This is a genomic window from Xanthomonas sp. 3793, from assembly GCF_024806835.1.
Classification (GTDB): Bacteria; Pseudomonadota; Gammaproteobacteria; order Xanthomonadales; family Xanthomonadaceae; genus Xanthomonas; species Xanthomonas arboricola_F.
On sequence record NZ_JANTYU010000003.1, the window covers coordinates 511525 to 530295 of the forward strand.

General features: G+C 66.3%; 18 protein-coding genes. 11 read left to right on the forward strand and 7 right to left on the reverse strand.

Going from position 1 to position 18771, the window contains the following annotated elements:
• From mdcE to mdcA, 4 genes are all read right to left on the reverse strand, one after another.
• Complete coding sequence (mdcE, locus tag FHY18_RS12540) at positions 1-705, reverse strand: biotin-independent malonate decarboxylase subunit gamma (RefSeq protein WP_259155610.1); 705 nt, start codon at positions 703-705, stop codon at positions 1-3.
• Positions 696-1598, reverse strand: coding sequence for a biotin-independent malonate decarboxylase subunit beta (locus FHY18_RS12545; protein ID WP_259155979.1), 903 nt, complete (start codon positions 1596-1598; stop codon positions 696-698). Before FHY18_RS12545 ends, mdcE begins: the two co-directional genes overlap by 10 nt.
• A 139-nt stretch (positions 1599-1737) precedes the next feature.
• Positions 1738-2055: a malonate decarboxylase acyl carrier protein gene (mdcC, locus tag FHY18_RS12550; protein ID WP_259155612.1), complete on the reverse strand. Its 318-nt coding sequence runs from the start codon at positions 2053-2055 to the stop codon at positions 1738-1740.
• A 9-nt stretch (positions 2056-2064) separates the two neighbouring features.
• Positions 2065-3711, reverse strand: a complete 1647-nt coding sequence (gene mdcA, locus FHY18_RS12555; protein WP_259155625.1) for a malonate decarboxylase subunit alpha — start codon at positions 3709-3711, stop codon at positions 2065-2067.
• A gap of 194 nt (positions 3712-3905) precedes the next feature.
• On the opposite strand from mdcA, the gene FHY18_RS12560 reads away from it, so the two are divergent.
• The 3 genes from FHY18_RS12560 to FHY18_RS12570 all read left to right on the forward strand — a co-directional run bounded on the left by FHY18_RS12560 (position 3906) and on the right by FHY18_RS12570 (position 6686).
• Positions 3906-4442 (forward strand): PadR family transcriptional regulator, encoded by a 537-nt coding sequence (locus FHY18_RS12560; RefSeq protein WP_259155628.1) that lies wholly within the window; start codon positions 3906-3908, stop codon positions 4440-4442.
• 119 nt (positions 4443-4561) lie between these two features.
• The gene (locus tag FHY18_RS12565) at positions 4562-5350 is read left to right on the forward strand and encodes a siderophore-interacting protein (RefSeq protein ID WP_259155632.1); all 789 of its coding nucleotides are present in this window, start codon (positions 4562-4564) and stop codon (positions 5348-5350) included.
• A 907-nt stretch (positions 5351-6257) separates the two neighbouring features.
• Positions 6258-6686, forward strand: coding sequence for a hypothetical protein (locus FHY18_RS12570; protein ID WP_259155634.1), 429 nt, complete (start codon positions 6258-6260; stop codon positions 6684-6686).
• Positions 6687-6781: 95 nt separating this feature from the next.
• On the opposite strand, the gene FHY18_RS12575 is transcribed toward FHY18_RS12570, so the two are convergent.
• Both FHY18_RS12575 and FHY18_RS12580 read right to left on the reverse strand, forming a co-directional pair.
• On the reverse strand, positions 6782-7510 hold the full coding sequence (locus FHY18_RS12575; RefSeq protein ID WP_259155638.1) for a YceI family protein: 729 nt from the start codon (positions 7508-7510) through the stop codon (positions 6782-6784).
• Between the two features lie 361 nt (positions 7511-7871).
• Positions 7872-8462, reverse strand: coding sequence for a malonic semialdehyde reductase (locus FHY18_RS12580; RefSeq protein WP_259155647.1), 591 nt, complete (start codon positions 8460-8462; stop codon positions 7872-7874).
• A gap of 134 nt (positions 8463-8596) precedes the next feature.
• On the opposite strand from FHY18_RS12580, the gene FHY18_RS12585 reads away from it, so the two are divergent.
• The 6 genes from FHY18_RS12585 to FHY18_RS12610 all read left to right on the forward strand — a co-directional run bounded on the left by FHY18_RS12585 (position 8597) and on the right by FHY18_RS12610 (position 13826).
• Entirely contained in the window at positions 8597-9544 is a 948-nt protein-coding gene (locus tag FHY18_RS12585) for a mitochondrial fission ELM1 family protein (RefSeq protein WP_259155652.1), read from the forward strand.
• Between the two features lie 45 nt (positions 9545-9589).
• Positions 9590-10444, forward strand: coding sequence for a DUF2145 domain-containing protein (locus FHY18_RS12590; protein WP_259155653.1), 855 nt, complete (start codon positions 9590-9592; stop codon positions 10442-10444).
• Complete coding sequence (locus FHY18_RS12595) at positions 10441-10950, forward strand: hypothetical protein (protein WP_259155654.1); 510 nt, start codon at positions 10441-10443, stop codon at positions 10948-10950. Before FHY18_RS12590 ends, FHY18_RS12595 begins: the two co-directional genes overlap by 4 nt.
• A 263-nt stretch (positions 10951-11213) precedes the next feature.
• Positions 11214-11771: a VUT family protein gene (locus tag FHY18_RS12600; protein ID WP_259155655.1), complete on the forward strand. Its 558-nt coding sequence runs from the start codon at positions 11214-11216 to the stop codon at positions 11769-11771.
• 507 nt (positions 11772-12278) lie between these two features.
• A complete protein-coding gene (locus FHY18_RS12605; RefSeq protein ID WP_259155656.1) occupies positions 12279-13307 on the forward strand; it encodes an alpha/beta hydrolase in 1029 nt (342 codons plus the stop codon).
• A gap of 18 nt (positions 13308-13325) precedes the next feature.
• Complete coding sequence (locus tag FHY18_RS12610) at positions 13326-13826, forward strand: cyclophilin-like fold protein (RefSeq protein WP_259155659.1); 501 nt, start codon at positions 13326-13328, stop codon at positions 13824-13826.
• Between the two features lie 76 nt (positions 13827-13902).
• Here the strand turns inward: FHY18_RS12610 and glnE are convergent, their stop codons facing one another.
• Positions 13903-16728 carry a bifunctional [glutamate--ammonia ligase]-adenylyl-L-tyrosine phosphorylase/[glutamate--ammonia-ligase] adenylyltransferase gene (glnE, locus tag FHY18_RS12615; protein ID WP_259155661.1) on the reverse strand — a complete coding sequence of 942 codons (2826 nt, stop codon included), beginning with the start codon at positions 16726-16728 and terminating at the stop codon, positions 13903-13905.
• Positions 16729-17191: 463 nt separating this feature from the next.
• Between glnE and FHY18_RS12620 the strand changes: the two genes are divergently transcribed.
• Entirely contained in the window at positions 17192-17710 is a 519-nt protein-coding gene (locus tag FHY18_RS12620; RefSeq protein ID WP_259155662.1) for a hypothetical protein, read from the forward strand.
• Positions 17710-18627, forward strand: coding sequence for an SMP-30/gluconolactonase/LRE family protein (locus tag FHY18_RS12625; protein ID WP_259155665.1), 918 nt, complete (start codon positions 17710-17712; stop codon positions 18625-18627). The genes FHY18_RS12620 and FHY18_RS12625 overlap by 1 nt, the downstream gene beginning before the upstream one ends.
• The last annotated feature ends 144 nt before the right edge of the window (positions 18628-18771 follow it).

Consider the following 18771-nt stretch of genomic DNA (forward strand, 5'->3'; position numbering starts at 1 on the left):
TCAGGCCTCGCCCGCTGCCACGGCGGCAGCGACATCGCGCGCCAGGGTGCGGCCGCCGCGCTGCGCGCCCAGTGCGCGCCGCTGGTCGCCATCGACGGGAGCGGCCAATGCGCCGAGCAGCGCCTGTGCCAGATCGCCGCCCCACAGCGAGTCCACCGCGCCCATGCGCACATAGTTCTCCACGCCCGGCGCAAACACCGGCGAGCTCTTGCTCAGCGCCTGCAAGGTGTCAACCGATTGCTTGGTGACACGGGACATCGCACGCAGATCCATCACGCGCACCTGCGCATCCGGCAATGCATGGATCTGATCGGCCATCAAACCGAACGACAGGAAGCCGCCGCTCACCGCTTCGCCATAAACCAGCGTGACAAGCCGCGCGCCGCGCCGGCGTGCCAGGTCCAGCGCACGCGCCAGATGCGCAAAATAGCCGTTGATGCCCAGCAATTCATCACGACGTGCGAGGCGTTGCCCGGCGGTATCGGCCAGCATCACGATCGGCCGCTGCGGATGCGCACGGGTGCTGGCCAATACAGTGGCAGCCAGGGCCAGCGCGTGGTCCACGCCCACTTCCAGCCTGTTGGCGGTGCCGATCACCGTGACCTCGCCGGTGGCGGTGGTGGCGCTGCCAGTGAGCACATCGTGGTTGCGCGCGACGGCGTGGCCTAGCGGAAACAGCTGGTCGAGCAGTTGGCTCAGTTCCATGGTGTGCTCCGATCTGCAGTGGCCGCCAGGAAGGCGTCGGTGTCCAGCAGCGGCAGCCGCTGCGGATCGGCGATGCCCTGGCGCGCCCAGATGTCCAGGCCGTCGCGGCAATCGCCATACGCATCGATGCGCGCAGACAGTTGCTGATGTGCCTGCTCCAGGGCGTGCAGCGCTGCATCGCCGTCGGGTTCTGCAAGTGTGTCCAACGTGCTGGCCGCGGCATCGGCAAACGCCGCGATGCGGTCGGCCACAAACACCTGCGCCTCGCCCAGCAGATAGCGGTGTTTGCCACCGGTCACGCGCCAGACCAGGGCGCGGTCGCGCGCGTCGAACTCTTCCACGCCGCGCACGGTTTCGATCACGTCCGGGCCGGACAGCGACAGGCGGCCTTCTTCGGACATGATCACCGTGCTGCAGCAGCGCGCCACGATGCCCATGCCGCCGAACGCGCCATTGCCGCTACCGATCAGTGCCAACACCGGCACGCCGGCCGCGCGCGCGCCCAGCACGGCGCGCATGACTTCGGAAATCGCGATCAGGCCGGCATTGGCTTCATGCAGACGCACGCCGCCGGTGTCGAGCAGCAACAGCACCGCTGCCGGCTGCGTGGCTGCAGCGCGTTCGAGCAGGCCGGTGAGCTTGGCGCCGTGCACCTCGCCGACGCCGCCGCCCATGAAGGCGCCCTGCTGCGCAGCGATCAGCACCGTGCGGCCACGCAAGCTGCCCTCGCCCACCACGATGCCGTCGTTGAAGGCCCCCGGCACGTCGAGCTGTGCCAGATGCGGGCTGACCAGGCGCCGACGCGGGCCGACGAATTCGCGAAAGCTGGCGGTGTCCAGCAGCCCGTCGATACGCTCGCGGGCATCGGCTTCGTAATAGCTGCGCTCGGCCATGGGGATGGTGGTGCTCATAAGGGTCTCCTGACAACATGCGTAGGAGCGCACCTGGGCGCGACCGCGGCATTACCGGGAAGGCCCGTCGCGCCCGGGTGCGCTCCTACGAGGCCGCGGGTGCGTGCTGGAAGGCGGCGGCTCATGCGGCGGCTCCCTGCAGCACATCGATCGCCTGCTCCAGACGCAGGCTCACCACCGCCGGTGTGGCGCCGACATCGTTGATGCTGATGCGCACATCGCGCAGCGGATGGCGTGCGGCGAAGTCGCCCAGCACCGCTTGCCAGATCGTGCCGAAACCGCGTGCGGCGGTCAGGATTTCGATCTCCATCGCACCGTCCAGCGGCACCCGCTCGACCAGCACTTCCAGGTTGCCGGAGGCGACCACGCCGACCAGCGCATGCTCCAGACCGGTGCGTGCACCGTGCTGGCCGTCAAAGCGATATCGCAGGGTTTCCATGCTGAGCCCTTACCAATTGCGGAAACGTTTCGGCGGGTCGTACAACCCACCGGACCAACGCACCAGATCCTTGACCGTGCGCGCGGCAAGCAGATCGCGGGTGGCATCGCGCGGACGGATGCCCAGATCTTCCGGCCGCTTGATGACGCCGCGATCGCGCAGGTTTTCGACCATGCGCTTGTCGCGCCCCAGGCCCACGGCGGTATAGCCGGACACACCGCGAATCGCCTGCTCGCGTTCTTCCGGCGTGCGGCACAACAACAGGTTGGCGATGCCTTCTTCGGTCAGCACATGGCTGACGTCATCGCCGTAGATCATCACCGGCGGCAGCGGCATGTTGGCGCGTTCGGCCAGCTCCCAGGCATCGAGCCTGTCGACGAAGGCCGGCGCCATGTGTTCGCGGAAGGTTTCCACCATCTGCACCACCAGCTTGCGCCCGCGCGGCATCTCGCCCGGCCGTGCGGCTTCGCGTCCGGCCTTGAGCCAGGCAGCGCTGGCATGCCGGCGGCCGCGCGCGTCCGAGCCCATGTTGGGCGCGCCGCCGAAGCCGGCAATGCGGTCGCGCGTGGCAGTGGAGCTATTGCCCTGCAGATCGATCTGCAGCGTAGACCCGATGAACATGTCGCAGGCATACAAACCGGCCGTCTGCGATAGCGCACGGTTGGACCGCATGCTGCCGTCGGCACCGGTAAAGAACACATCCGGGCGGGCGGCGATGTAGTTTTCCATGCCCAGCTCGGAGCCGAACGAATGCACCGATTCGACGAAGCCCGATTCGATCGCCGGGATCAGCGCCGGATGCGGATTCAGCGCCCAGTGGCGACAGATCTTGCCTTTCAATCCCAGCGATTGCGCGTAGGTGGGCAGCAGCAGTTCGATTGCTGCGGTGTCGAAGCCGATGCCGTGATTGAGCCGGTCCACGCCGTACTCGGCATAGATGCCCTTGATCGCCATCATCGCCATCAGCACCTGGATCTCCGAGATCAACGCCGGGTCGCGGGTAAACAGGGGTTCGATGTAATTGGGCTTGGGCGCTTCGGTCACGAAGTCCACCCAATCGGCCGGAATATCCACGCGCGGCAAGGTGTCGAGAATTTCGTTGACCTGCGCGATCACGATACCGCCCTTGAATGCGGTGGCTTCCACGATCACCGGCGTGTCTTCGGTATTGGGGCCGGTGTAGAGATTGCCGTGGCGGTCGGCGGCCTGCGCGGTGATCAGCGCGATGCGCGGGGTCAGGTCGATGAAATAGCGGCCGAACAATTCCAGATAGGTGTGGATGGCACCGATCTCGATGCGGCCTTCGCCGACCAGGCCGGCCAGACGTGCGGCCTGCGGGCCGGAGAACGAAAAATCCAGGCGTTTGGCGATGCCGCGCTCGAACACGTCCAGATGCGCGGCCAGCGACAGCACCGACTGCACCATGTGCAGGTCGTGCACGCGCGTGGGGTCCACCTCGGTCAGGCAGCGCGCTAGGAAATCGGCCTGCTTCTGGTTGTTGCCCTCCAGGCACACCCGGTCGCCGGGCTCGATCACCGCCTCCAGCAGCGCCACCACATCGTTGGCGGCAACCACGCGGCCTTGCGGCGCCAGCGCGGCGGCACGCTGCAAGCGCTTGCGCCGGCTTTCGGCCTGGGTGTCCCACTGTCGACTCATCGCGATGCCTCACCGGGCCGGGCCCGTAATGTCGAAGTAATTACATCGTAATTATGGAACTTGATCGTGTCTAGACGCGTTGCAGCATCGGCGCAGGACGTGACGACAGCCAGTCAGCAATGCGACAGCCAGATGCTTGCGGGCGCCGCCACTTCGATATATCGTTTTCGCGCACTTCGATATATCGAACGAACATGACTCCTCGCTACCACAAGGTCTTGGCCGATCTGGATGCGTCAGATGGACACGCCTCCGGGCGCGGCGGTGCGCGCCCTCGCCCGCTGGGGCATGGCGATCTGCGCCTGCTGCTGCTGGCCTTGATCGAGCAGCACCCACGCCACGGCTACGAGCTGATGCGGCAGATCGCGGCGCTGTTCAAAGGGCTGTACACACCCAGCGCCGGCGCGATCTACCCGGCGCTGGCGCAGCTGGAAGCCGACGGCTGGGTGCACACCGATCTGGAGCAGGGCCGCAAGCGGTATCGGATCACCGAGACGGGCCGCAGCCATGCCGCCGATCAGCGCGATGCCCTGGATGCCGCACTGGCGCGCACCCATCGCCGCGCCCGCGAGCTGATCAAGGCACAGACGCCCCCACCCATCCGCGAGGCTGTTCACCGCATCAAGCACGGCCTGTTCGCACGGCACGGGCAGTGGAGCGAGGCCGAAACCGAACGGATTGCCGCACTGCTCAACGCCGCCGCCGACGGCATGGAGCAGGACGCACGCTGAGTGTTGAAGCATCGACGCCAGTCGATCGCCACTGGGTGCCGTGTCGCAACGCCATCGCATCCGCCTCCCCCCACCAACGCCGCGCCTGTGAGCGCGACACCATCAGGAATCGCACCATCATGGCTGCACACACCAATACCCAAGTTCGTCGCGACACGCGCCTACGCGCCGTGCAGGTGATCCGTTGCGAGTCGATCACTCCGCAGATGCGCCGCATCGTCTTCGGCGGCAGCGAGCTGGCCGGCTTTCAAAGCGAAGCGCCGGACGATCACGTCAAACTGTTCTTCCCCAATGCCGATGGCGCCTTCGTGCTGCCGACCATGACCGCGGAAGGGCCGCGCTATGCCGAAGGCGCACTGCCCTCGCCCGGGCGCGACTACACGCCGCGCGCCTTCGATCCACAGAGCGGCGAGCTGAGCATCGATTTCGTGCTGCATGGCGATGGCGTGGCATCCAGTTGGGCCGCACACGCCCGACCCGGCGACGCGCTGACGATCGGCGGCCCGCGCGGCTCGTTCCTGGTGGCCGACGACTACGACCATTACGTGCTGATCGGCGACGAGACCGCGCTGCCGGCAATCGGCCGCTGGCTGGAATCGATGCCGGCCGACCTGCACGCAGACGTCTTTATCGAAGTGGCCGATGCCGACGAGCGGCAGGAGCTGATCAGCGCCGCCGATGTGGACGTGTACTGGCTGGAGCGTAATGGCTTCGATGCCGCCAGCAGCACCTTGCTGGAAGACAGCCTGCGCGACTACGAGCCACACGACGGCGACACCTTTTACTGGATCGGCGCCGAATCGATGCGTGCGCGGGCAATGCGCAAGTTCGTGGAAGAGCACCTGGGCGTGGACAAGGAATCGATCCGCGCAAAGGGGTACTGGAAAGCGCATCTGGCTGCGGAGTGAGGTCAAGCACTCCTGCCTCTGCCGATCAGTGGAGAGTGGCGAACAAACTACGTCGCATCTGACGAACGCCCAACCTTCGGAGTCGGAAACCTCGACCTGTAAGACCACTGGGCTGGCTTGCGAGACGGTCTGTGCTGTTACTTCTGCCGTACCAGCGCGTTCAAAGCGCGGTAAGGCGCATGCACATCAGTGATGACTGGAAACGGTCCTGCACCTGGGTTTGCTGCATCACCTCGAGCCGAACGCATCGTCAATAAGAAGCGCGTACCTACGACACAGCCCGCGCCGCAATACTTTCCAGATCAATTGGCTATCTCGTTTGAAATCGATGCAACCAAGCATCAGGAGGCATCCATTGCGAAGATAAATTCGATTATAAGGTGTCCCAGATGCTCATTAACATGAGCCGAGCACCCAACAACAAACACTGTAGGCTTGAAGCGATGCTTGACGAGCCAGACGCCTGAGCTTCATGAAAGAGACACCGACGGTATCGATCGTCTGATCTAAAGTTAACTGCAGAGGTCAGCCCGGACTTGCTATGCGCTCATGCAACACGGATGACACCTCGCACGCTGCATACTATTCCTCGGCGACAGGTCGCAATATCGATAATGCATCGATACGCAGTCGTCACCGGCTCAGGCTGTTCCAAAGGATCCGGCCATGAAGTGAGGGCTTGATACGTACGAACACGCATAGAAAGTGGCATGAGGTACAACGAACGCCGGATGACCCGATCATCATCAGTGCAGACTTACGTTCGGATGACGACGTTGAACAAGCGAACACAGCAACTATTGACACCCATAAATTCGCTTGTTAGAACGCAAACTCAAGGATTTCTAAATCTTTATCTGATCGGTGCACTATCACCCGATGGACCTGCTCAATCGAGAGGCTTCCCATGAAAGATATGAAGACAGATGAACGTCGCCGTTTTTTGATGGGAGCAGTTGCCATCGCGCTTTTGGCAGCCTCGCCTATCGCTGCTTACTCGGCTCAGCGAGCAAACACCACCGCCCTTCAACAGGCAACGCCGAGGAAACAGATATTAGAAGTGAAGGTTCGAGGTGATCTGAGCGGAAGGGAAATCGACCTTCAGCTAAGCCCAGGCGAAATCTCGCCAGTCCTGATTCTACCCGACAATAGAAAATACCGCGTCAAAGCCTCCATCATCCGTACGGACCACCTATTTGGTGACATCTACGCACTGGTGCTGGCAGATGCAAATGGAAGGACGCTTGCAGAAATGAATATTGCGGGAAACACGACCGCGACCTTCAGCGATCACCGCGTTCAGATATATCTACTTCCAATCGAGCAAGCCGCCTGATCAGGGATGATGCTCTCAAGGGTTTAGCTGCTTGAAATTTTCTCGAAAAAGTTAGGGCCCGCCAATGGCGGGCCCTAATGTGAGCCATTGCTTGATTACTTCGCAGCAGCGTCGCCGGCCTTGGCCTGCAGGGCCTCGGTGGTGATGCGGATCTTGACCTCGTCGCTGACGTTCGGGGCGTACTGGCCGACGCCGAAGTCGCTGCGCTTGATTGTGGTGGTGGCATCGAAACCGGCCGCCGGCACCTTCTTCATCGGGTGCTCGCCGGCACCGTTGAGGGTGACGTCCAGCACGACAGGCTTGGTCTGATCCTTGATGGTCAGGTCACCGGTGACGGTCAGCTTGTTGGTGCCAGCCGCTTCGACCTTGGTGCTCTTGAAGGTGGCGGTCGGGAACTTGGCCGCATCGAAGAAGTCGCCGCTCTTCAGGTGCTCGTCGAACTTGGCGGTGAAGCTGTTCAAGCCGGACAGCGGCAGGGTGACCTGCACGGTGGACTTGGTCACGTCGGCCGCGTCGTACACCAGGGTGCCGTCGACATTGCCGAAATGCGCGCTCGGGTTGGAGAAGCCGAAGTGGCTCCACTGCGCGATCACGTCGGTGTGGCTCGGATCCAGGGTGTAGGTGCCGGAGGCCACTTCCACGGCCGGAGCGGTCGAGGCGGCAGGCGTCGCAGCCGGGGCCGGGGTGGTGGCAGCGGCATCGGCCGGCGCAGTGGCGGCCGGGGTTTCGGCGGCCGGCGTGGCGGCGTTATCGGCCGGCTTGGAGCAGGCGGCGATGGCCAGGGTCAGGGCGAGCGGCAGCAGCAGTTTGTGGGTGGTCTTCATTGAAACTCCTTGAGATGAGGGACCGCATTGGATCAACGCGGATGGAACGGACGCAGACGGACGAGGACTGCAGGAAACTGTAGAACGGCAAACCTATCTTGCACGGCAGTGGTCAGAAGGCGAAGGACGGCTGGCCCGGAATGCGCAGTGGACACATGGCATCGGCCGCCTCCTGGCATCGGCCGCGCTCACTGATGGGTGGGCGCAATCGCTTGATCGACGACACACAGCAATACAGCACTACATGGAGCGATCGGTATTGGGCGGCAACCATGACGACGTGCCATGAGCGCAGGCAGACACGCCGAGGCAGTGATGTCGCAGCGGAGACGCCACACGCGGCGCTACTCACTGCAGAGCATTACTCAAAGCGCGCCGCTTCATCGAAGCTCAGGCGCGGCGAGCGCGGGAACAGCCCGGCCGGGTCGCCGTAGCCAAGATTGATCAGGAAGTTGGACTTGATCGGCGTGCCGGCGAAGAACGCTTCATCCACCTTGGCATTGTCGAAACCCGACATCGGGCCGGCATCCAGGCCCAGCGCGCGCGCGGCCAGGATCAGATAGGCGCCCTGCAGCGAGCCGTTACGAAATGCGCCACTCACGCGCATCTCGCGCGCACCGTCGAACCAGCTCTTGGCATCGGCATGCGGGAACAGGTACGGCAGCTTTTCGTGGAAGTCTTCGTCGTGCGCCACGATCACCGTGACCGGCGCGGCCAGCGTCTTGGCCGCATTGCCTTCGGACAGCGCCGGCTTGAGCTTCTGCTTGCCCTGCGCCGTGGTCACGAACACGAACCGCCCCGGCGAACCGTTGGCCGCCGTCGGGCCCCACTTCAACAGGTCGTAAAGCTCGCGCAACTGCGCCTGGCTGACCGGCTTGTCGAGAAAGGCGTTTTGGGTGCGGGCGGTACGGAACAGCTGATCCAGTGCGGCAGTGTTGAGCGAATCGGACATGAGCACTCCAGAAGAAGGGATGGCGCGACGGTAAGCTGTGGCGCCGGCACCAGTGTGAAGACCCGCAGTGTAGAGTGGCGCGATTGCCGCCACACGCGTTCAATCTGAAACAAATCTATGTCGGATCTGAAACGATGGCGGTAACCTGGGCGCTGAGCGACGGCCGCGCCGGCAATGCACGCCAGGCCGAGGCACTGGCGCGGGCATTGCGCCCGGGGGTCTTCCAGCCAATCCATCTGCACCCGCAGCCGCCCTGGCGTTGGGCGGCGCCGCGTGTGCTGCCCGGCGCGCAGGCTGCTTTCGGTGCCGCATTCGCCCGGCAACTGCAGCAGCCGCCCGCCCTGGCCATCGGTTGCGGCCGCCAGGCGGCGCTGGCCACCCGGCTGCTGCGCGCCCGCGGCAGCCGTAGCGTGCAGATCCTGGACCCACGCCTGGATGCCCGCCACTGGGACCTGCTGATCGTGCCGGAGCACGATGCGTTGCGGGGCGAGAACGTGCTCACCCTGCTCGGCAGCCTGCACCCGGTGGACGATGCCTGGCTGGCGGACGGGCGTGCCGCGTTCCCGGCTCTGGGCCGCCTGCCCGGCCCACGGCTGGCGCTGCTGGTCGGCGGACCCACCATGCAGGTGCCATGGACAGCGCAGGATCTGGCCGCGCTGTGCACGCCGTTGCGCGCGCAACTGCGCGCGCTCGGCGGCAGCCTGCTGGTCACCGTCTCGCGGCGCACGCCAGCGGACGCAATCGCCCCACTGCGGACGGCCTGCAACGGCGTGCCACACCTGCTGTGGTGCGACGAACGCGACGGCCCCAATCCCTACGCCGGCCTGCTGGGGTGGGCCGATGCCATCGTGGCGACCGCCGACTCGGTCAACCTGTTGTCGGAGGCCTGCGCCACGCGCGTGCCGGTGACGGCCGCATTCGGCGACCGCGCCAGCGGGCGCGTCGGCCGCCATGTGCAGGCGCTGCGGCACCGTCAGCGGCTGCGTGCAGGCGATGAAGTTTTAGGTGCCGCGGCCGATATCCTGCCGGTGCGCGAAACCGAGCGCATCGCCCTGCAGGTGCGCGCGCGCCTGTCGCCGTGAATCACGCGCCCGACGATGGCGCCCGACACAAGGATGCTGCGATCGATGAAGCCACCAAGGAGCAAACACGCCATCGGACGGGCGGTCACGCTGGCACTGCTGGCCGCCTTGCCGTTGGCCGCAGCCGCAACGCCTGCGTGCGTGCCGCGCTACCCCACGCCGCAGGCCACCGCTGCGATGTTCGACATGGCCAGCGACACCGCGCAGGCGCTGGATGCATTGCCCGATGCGCAGGTCGTACTGTTGGCGCGCGGCGGCCAGGACCTGAGCCGTTATGGCCTGAAACATAGCCACCTGGCATTTGCGCTGCGCGACGAGGATGGTCTGTGGCGCGTGCGGCACCTGCTCAATCGCTGCAAGAGCGACGCGTCCCAGCTGTATGTGGAAGGCCTGAGCAATTTTGTCGGCGAAAGCGCATTGAGCAGCGACCTGCGCGTAGGCATCCCGACCCGCGCAGTGCAGCAACGGCTGCACGATCTGCTGAGCGGTAGCGGCAACATCGCCCACCGGCTGCATGAAACGCGCTACAGCATCGTGGCGTATCCGTTCTCCACCGAATACCAGAATTCCAACCAATGGGTGCTGGAAGTGCTGGCGGTCGCGTTGGCGGCGCAAGCGCAACCGCCGGAGCTGATTGACGACCGCCGCAAGGCGCAAGCCTGGTTGCGTGCCGCGCGCTACCACCCCAGCATCCTGCATCTGGATCTGCGCCAGCGCCTGGGCGCGCGCTTCGTCGCCGCCAATGCCGCAACCTCGGACCACCCCGCCGGTGAGCGGGTGTCCGGCGATTATTCGGTGGTCACGGTCGAATCAATCTTCGACTTCCTGCATCAACGCGACGCCGTCCTGCAGGAACTGTCCATCGCTCGCGTCGTCGACACAGCTGGAGAAACGCCATGATGCACGCCCGTTCCTGTCTCGCTGCGGGGGCATGCCTGTTCGCTGCCCTGGCCGTGCCCTGCGCGCACGCCGGCGAAGCGACCACACCCGGTGAAAAATCCGAGTTCTATTCTGCGCTGGCGTTGGCCACGCCGGTGCTGGCCGCGTCCGCTGTGGTGGGATCGGTCTTTGCCCCACCGGTTGCAGCATATAACGCATTGGCCGAGTCACGTCGCGAGACACGCGCGCACAAGCTGCCGGCAATGCGCGTGGAGGCCGTCGATACCCTGCCCGAAGGCGCACGCCAGGTGCGCCTGCAGGATCCGCAACAGGCCGAAACCACTGCGGTACTGCAATGGCCGGCACGCCAGGACGACCCCGCCGCAGGCTTCCACGTCGGCGAGGTGGTGACGTTCCAGCCCAGCCCCGCCGGCAGTGGCTGGACCGTGCATGCGCCGCAGGGCCAGGCCCTGGCCTTCCTGCCGACCGGCGATGCAGTGGTCAACAGCAGCAGTCGCGTCTGGTGAGTTCAGTGAGCCGCCGGGGCGGCGCGACCAAGGCACCGTAACGCCGCCCTGGTCGCAGCATCACGATTGCGGCCGATCGCGCCATCGACCTGCGGCGACGGGCAAACCACGCCATCGCACCGGGCCCGCTTGTGCGCTTGCCCCAACCACTGCACCTCCAGCGCTCGCATCCATCTATCGCGCTCGTACACTAGCGACCTGCGCGCGTTGCCGATCGCCAGCGACACCCGCGCCCTCCGTTCTGTTTGCACCGTATCGCTGCCATGTCCTCCGCGCCCCCTGCCCCGTTTGCTCCACTTACCGCCCGCGCACTGAGCTGGGCGGTGTTGGCGATGGGCGCGGTGGTGCTGCTGTCCAACATCCTGGTGCAGTACCCGATCAACGACTGGCTGACCTGGGGCGCGTTCTCGTATCCATTGGCGTTTTTGGTCAGCAACCTGATCAATCGCCGCTTTGGCCCGCGTGCGGCGCGCACGGTGGCCTGGTGCGGGTTCGCACTGGCGGTGGTGTTGTCGATCTGGCTGGCGACGCCGCGCATTGCGGCGGCCTCGTGCACGGCCTTCATCGCGGCGCAGCTGCTGGATATCACCGTGTTCGACCGGCTGCGCAACGGCAGCTGGTGGCGCGCGCCCATCGTGGCCACCACCTGCAGCGCCACGCTGGATACCGCGCTTTTCTGGAGCATCGCCTTTGCCGGTGCATCGCTGCCGTGGCTGAGCTGGGCTGCAGGCGATCTGGCGGTGAAGCTGGGCATGGGCGTGTTCCTGCTCGGGCCGTTCCGCGCGTTGCTGTGGCGTAGCGCACCTCGGGCGAACAGCTGAATCACCGTTGGGTCATCGCAGCGTTGCACACACAGGTCTGTGCGCTGCAGACGATCGGTCGGCGCCATCGGCACGCCGTCGGCGCACACCGCCTGCATGGCGGCCAGGCCGCGTCACGTCGCGGTGTGCGCGGCACCTCACACGACTCATGAAACACCCGCATGAAGGCATGCGCGTGGCAGTAATGCTCTGGCGCAGCGCCTGACCTACATTGGGCCACCGCAAGGCGCACCACCGCGGCAGCAACGCCCACCGACTGCAGCAGGTGGGTACGCAAAACGCGCAGTAGACAACCAGTGGCGTGACCATGCAGACATCGCGGCGGACCGCTTGCACACGGTGATGCAGCGCGGTCGTCGGCGACATCGCAATGGCCAATGCCGCAGCGCTGCCGGTGCCCGCACCGCGTCGCCCGTTCGCCGCACACCTCATCCCTTCATCCACCGGCAAATGCAACCGCAACGGCACACAGGTGCGGGCGGCGTGCACCTTCATGAGAGCCACACCATGCAACTGCGCATCCTCCTTTTGCTGCTCTTGCTCGTTTCATTCCCAACGCCAGGAGCAGACATGTCCAGCGGTGCCGATAACTTCTACACCAGCGATGCGGTGACCATGCAAAAGGTCACTTTCAAGAATCAGTACCGGATGACCGTGGCCGGCAACCTGTTCGTGCCCAAGGGTCTGGACACCAGCAAGCGGCATCCGGCCATTGTGGTCGGGCATCCGATGGGGGCGGTCAAGGAACAAAGCGCCAATCTCTACGCCACCAAACTTGCCGAGCAGGGCTTTGTGACGCTGTCGCTGGACCTGTCGTTCTGGGGCGAAAGCGAGGGGCAGCCGCGCAATGCGGTGTCGCCGGACATCTATGCGGAAGACTTCAGCGCGGCGGTGGATTTCCTGGAAACGCAGGCGTTTGTCGATCGCGAGCAGATCGGCGCGCTGGGTATCTGCGGCAGCGGCAGCTTCGTGATCAGCGCGGCCAAGATCGACCCGCGCATGCGCGCGATCGCAACGGTGAGCATGTACGACATGGGCGCGGCCAACCGCAATGGCCTGCGTCACGGGCTCAGCCTGGCGCAGCGCAAGCAGATCATCGCTGCGGCCGCCAAACAACGCACTGCCGAATTCAGCGGCGGGCCGGTGGAGTACGCCGGCGGCACGGTCCTGGCGCTGACGCCGCAGTCCACGCCGATCGAGCGCGAGTTCTACGATTTCTATCGGACACCGCGCGGACGGTACACGCCCAAGGGGCAGTCGCCCGAACACACCACCCGCCCGATGCTGACCAGCAACGTCAAGTTCATGAACTTCTACCCGTTCAACGACATCGAGAGCATTTCGCCGCGCGCGATGCTGTTCATTACCGGCGAGAAAGCGCATTCGCGCGAGTTCAGCGAAGAGGCCTACCGTCTGGCCGGCCAACCCAGGCAACTGGTGATCGTGCCGGGTGCAGGACATGTGGACCTGTACGACCGCGTGGATCTGATTCCATTCGACGCGCTCACCGCGTTCTTCCGCGACCACCTGCAGTAATCCACGAGGACAGCGCCGATGCCGATCCTTCGCTCCAGCGCCTGTCTGCGCACCCTGGTGCTGGGGTGCGCCGTCCTGGTCGCCGCCTGCCCGGCTGCAACGCCACCGGCGGCGACCGCCCCACCGACACCGGAGCGTACGATGCGTATCGCCCTCACCATCGGCAACGAAGTCGTCGAAGCCGAACTGGTCGATCACTCGGCCACGCGCGACCTGCTGGCGCGGCTGCCGATGACCGTGTCTTTCGAAGACTTCCATGCCAGCGAGAAGATCAGCTACCTGCCGAATAAACTCGACCTGAGCGCCGTTGGCCCTGCCGGCCCGGCGCAGGTGGGCGACCTGATGTATTACGTGCCGTGGGGCAACCTGGCGGTGTTCTACCGCGGCTATACGCCATCGCGCGATCTGGTGCGCCTGGGGCGGATCGTGTCCAACCCGCAGGCGCTGACACGCTCGGCCGGCTTCACCGCGACCATCGCGCGTGCGCAGCCTGCGGCTGCGGCATCGCCACCGCACTGACGCGGCCGATCACAACCGGCTCGCCGCTGCGCTGCGCATGGCGTGCTGCCATCACCTGCACACATCATGCAATGCCTCACGCACGCGGTTCGTCCCTGCCGCGCGGGAACGCCAGGCCTTGCGCCTGCGCGATCGCGAAGATGCTGCCGGTGGCCTGCTGGATGGCGGCGGTAGGCGTGATCAGGCGCGGGCGCCGGTCCAGCGTGCAGGCCAGCCCGGCCTCCACCAGCGTGGCATGTGCGTCGTGCAGTGTTTGCGCGGCAGTGCCGGGCAGCCACTGCGCCTGCACCAGTGCATCGATCAAGGCTGGTGTGTCGCAGACCTGTAGCAGCGGCGGATGCTGCGCCGCCTGGCCCAGCACACCGGCCTGCAGCAGGAATTCCAGATCCACCAGGCCGCCGGCGCCCTGCTTGAGATCCAGCCGGCCGGCATCGCTGCGATCGAGTTCGGCGCGCATGCGTGCGCGCATCTTGCGCACGTCTTCGTGCAGCAGCGCAGTGTCGCGCACGCGCGCCAGCGTCTGGCGACGCACCTGTGTAAAGGCCTCGCACAACGACGCGTCGCCCGCGACCGCGCGTGCGCGCACCAGCGCCTGATGCTCCCAGGTCCACGCGCGCTCGCGCTGATACTCGCGGTAGCTGGCCAGCGACGACACCAGCGCCCCCTTGCCGCCATCCGGGCGCAGCCGCACATCGATGTCGTACAGGCGGCCGGCGCCGGTTTCGGCCGCGAGCAACGCCATCACCTTCTGCGCAAAGCGTGCGAACCAGCGCCCGGCCTCCAACGGCCGTTTGCCGTCCGAGCTTTCCACCGCGCGCGGATGATCGTAGAGAAACACCAGGTCCAGATCCGAGCCGAAGCCCAGTTCCAACCCACCCAGGCTGCCGTAGCCGATGATGGCGAATGTGCCGCCGGGCACCTGCCCGTGCGCGGCAACCAGCTCCACGCGCGCCAGCTGCAGGACGGTCTGCACCACCGCCTCGGCAAGCCAGGCCAGTTGCCGGGTGCTGTCCACCGCAAGCTGGCGGCCGTCGAGCGTGGCCAGCGCGATGCGGAAGCTCAGCGCCAGCCGGCGCTCGTTGAGTTCGCGCAGTGCCGCTTCGGTATCGTCGATCTGCAGCGTGTCGGCACACGCCGCCTGCAGGGCCGCGCGATCCGGCAATGGCCCGCTGATGCGGGTGTCGAGCAGCTCGTCCAGCAGCAGCGGGTACGCGGCCAGGCGCTCGGCCAGCAGCGCGCTGCGCGAAAGCACATCGACCAGGCGCGCGAGCGCGCTGGGTTGTTCGTCCAGCAGCGCCAGATAGCTGGTGCGACGCAAGGTGGCCTGCAACAGGCCCAGCATGCGTCGCACGGCCGCATCGGGCTGGCTGGCGCGCGTGGCCGCGTGCAGCAGCGCCGGCATCACCCGATCCAGCCGCGCACGCGCGGTGTCGGACAGCGCACGCACGCCGGACGACTGCGCAAAATCGCTCAGCACCTGATGCGCGTTGCCGGGATCGTGCAAGCCGATGCCCCGCAACGGCGCCGCATCGCCCTCGGGCAATGCGCGCCAGTAATCGGCCAGCGCATCCGGCGCGCTGGCACGCACGCGCGGCGCCAGCAACTCGGCAAATTCCGCCGCCACCCGGCTGCGATGTGGGGCCAGCGCGTCCAGCAGCGCCGGCCAGTCCGCATGGCCCAGGCCCAACGCAATCCGCTCGCGGTCCAGCGGCGCCTGCGGCAAGGCATGGGTCTGGGCATCGCGCAGCATCTGCAGGCGGTTTTCCAGACGCCGCAAGAAGCGATACGCCTCGGTCAAGGCCGCACCGTTGTCCGCTTCGATCTGGCCTGCGGCCACCAGCGCCTGCAACGCGGGCAACAGGCGTCGTTCGCGCAGCGCGGGCTCGCGTCCGGCGCGGATCAGTTGCAGCGATTGCGCAAGAAATTCGATCTCGCGAATGCCGCCGGGCCCGCGCTTGATGTCGTCCAGCCGGTCGTGCCGCGCCACTTCGGCAGTGATGGCGGCCTTCATTTCGCGCAGGCCGTCCAGTGCGGTGAAATCCAGGTAGCGCCGGTAGACGAACGGCCGCAGCGTCTCCAGCCACGCCTCGCCGGCGGCGATGTCGCCTGCCACCGCGCGCGCCTTGAGCCAGGCATAGCGCTCCCAATCGCGGCCCTCGCGCTGGAAGTACTGGTCCATGCCGGTGAACGACAACGCCACGCGGCCGGCGGTGCCGAATGGCCGCAGGCGCAGATCCACGCGGTGACTGAACCCGTCGGCGGTGGTCTCGTCGAGCAGCTTGGCCAGTTGCTGGCCCAAGCGCGCGAAATATTCCTCGGCCGCCAGCGGGCGCGCGCCGTCGGACTGCCCGCCCTGCGGGTAGGCATAGACCAGATCCACATCCGAGGAGAAATTCAGCTCGCCGCCGCCGAGTTTGCCCAGCCCGAACACCACCAGCCGCTGCACGCTGCCGTCGTCGGCCATCACCTGCCCGTGGCGGCTGTCGAACTGCTGCTCCAGCGCCTGCAGTGCACATTGCAGGCAGGTTTCCGCCAACCGGGTCGCACCGGCAAGCGTGTCGTCCACGCTGTCCAGCCCCAGCACGTCGCGCCACACCAGGCGGGTGGATTCGGCGGCGCGGTAGCGCCGTAACTGCGCCGCCCAGGCCTGTGGCTGCGCCGGGTCCAGCGTCGGTACCGGCAGCGGCGGCGGATCGGCCTGGGCCAGGTGCTGCAGCAAGGCGGGCTGACGCGCCAGGGTTTCCAGCGCGAAGTCGCTGACCAGCGCCACCTGTTCGAGCGCTGACGCAAGATCGCCGCCAGGCCAGGGTTGCTCGGCCGGGACGGCCTGGCGGACACGCGCCACGGCCCGCTCGATCAGAGCGGTGAGCGCAGGAGAAGCGGAGGAAATGGGTAGCGACATGCGCCGATTCTGGCATCCCGCCACGACAGTGGCATGTAGGCGCGCCCGATCTCCCGACAACCGCAGGCTGCTGCTCCCGTTTGTACGATGCGCGATGCACGCCAGGCCCCGCGAGTGGCTGTACGCCACAGCGTCGATCGCAGCCGCGATCGGGACGACGCCGTGTCTGGGCACCAGACCGCAGGCCGCAGCGCAGGCGCAGCCCCGGCGTCGAGGTTGCAGCGCAGCGCGCTGATGCTGGCGATGCACCCGACGCACTCGGCAAGCGCCAGCAGGTCAGCACGAGGACTGCAGGCTGTCGATCGTCAGCGGACTTTCAATCCACCGTGAGCAGGCAAACCGACAGGCGGCGCATATTGCGTGTCCGTTGCGACAGGCGCGCGATTTCCAAGCGTTGAACATCCCGCTGACGGAGCCCTGACGATGGCCGTGCTGCACTGCGGTTTTCGCACGAGGCTCCGCCATGTCACCCACGCTGCTGCCCGCCGCACTGCTGCCATCCCAGGTTGCGTTGAACAACGACGGCACCGATCTGGCGTTGCCACCCAGCCTGCCGTTCCTGCACCTGTGGACCGGGCCGGATGGCGTCAGCCAGCTCACTCCTTCGCAGTTGCCGGGTTTCGGTAGCAAGAGCGTGGGTGGCGGTGCAGCGCCACAGTGGCTGCGGCCGTTCCCGGGTGAGGTGCTTGGCATCCAGTTTGCGGTGCTGCCGGTGGGCTGGGTCGGCGACTGGCACGAGAGCCCGCATCCGCAGTGGGTGATTCCGCTGCGTGGCCGCTGGTTCATCGAAACCGGCGACGGCACGCGGGTGGAAATGGGCCCTGGCGATATCCATTTCGGCCAGGACCAGGGCACCACCGATGCGCGTGGCCACCGTTCCGGCCAGCTCGGCGATGCGCCGTGCTTTCAGATGCTGGTGCAGTTTGCGCAGTCACCCGGCGCGGCGGTGGCGCATCCGTTCGGTCACGAGGCGCCGCGTTGATGCACAGCCATTGCCGCGTGCGGCCGCCCGGCCCGCCGCAGCCAACCCGGTGCGCACCGCCGACGACGCAGCACCCCGCCCTGGCCGCGCGGCTGGGCAACGCGCACCTGCACACGCTGTATGACCAGGCGACCTGGAGCGAAGGCCCGGTGTGGTGGGAGGCGCAGCGCACGCTGGTGTGGAGCGACGTGGTGGGCCGCCGCGTGCTCGGGTGGCGCGAGGACGGCGCAGTGGACGTGTTGCTGGACGCCACGGCCTTTACCAACGGCAATGCGGTGGATGCGCAACAGCGGCTGGTGCATTGCGAGCATGGCCGCCGCGCGATCACCCGCAGCGATGCGGATGGACGGGCGCATCTACTGGTCGGCCGCTTCCAGGGCAAGCGGCTGAATTCGCCGAACGATCTGATCGTCGCGCGCGATGGCGCGATCTGGTTCACCGACCCACCGTTCGGCCTGCTCAAGCCCAGCCAGGGCTGCCCCGGCCCGCAGGAGCTGGGCCATCACGGCCTCTACCGGCTGCCGCCCGATGGTGGCGCGCTGCATTGTATGGCCCGGCTGGATCACCCCAACGGGCTGGCGTTTTCGCCCGACGAACGCGTGCTGTACGTGTCGCAAACCCCGGAAACCGGCTCTGGCGAGCAGGAAATCATTGCAATGGACTGGCGCGATGGTGCACTGCACGATCCACGCCGCTTTGCAGTGGTGCCCGAGGGCCTGCCAGATGGCCTGTGCGTAGACCGGCAAGGCTGGCTATGGAGCAGTTCCGGCGCCGGCGTGTGCGTTTTCGATCCGGAGGGCCGCCTGCTGGGGCTGGTGCCGACCCCGCATACCGCATCCAATTGCAGTTTCGACCAGGATCACCAGCGCTTGTTCATCACCGGCGGCAGCGCGCTGTGGCTGCTGGAACTGGCATAAATCCACTGGTTTGCAGGGCTGTACACGCTTGACCGGCCAAACGTCAGGCAATAAAAAAGCCCGCTTGCAGCGAACTGCCAGCGGGCTTTGCTCCCTCCCCCACGTCGGGATGCAGGAGCATAGTGCGCGCCCCGAATCCGACTT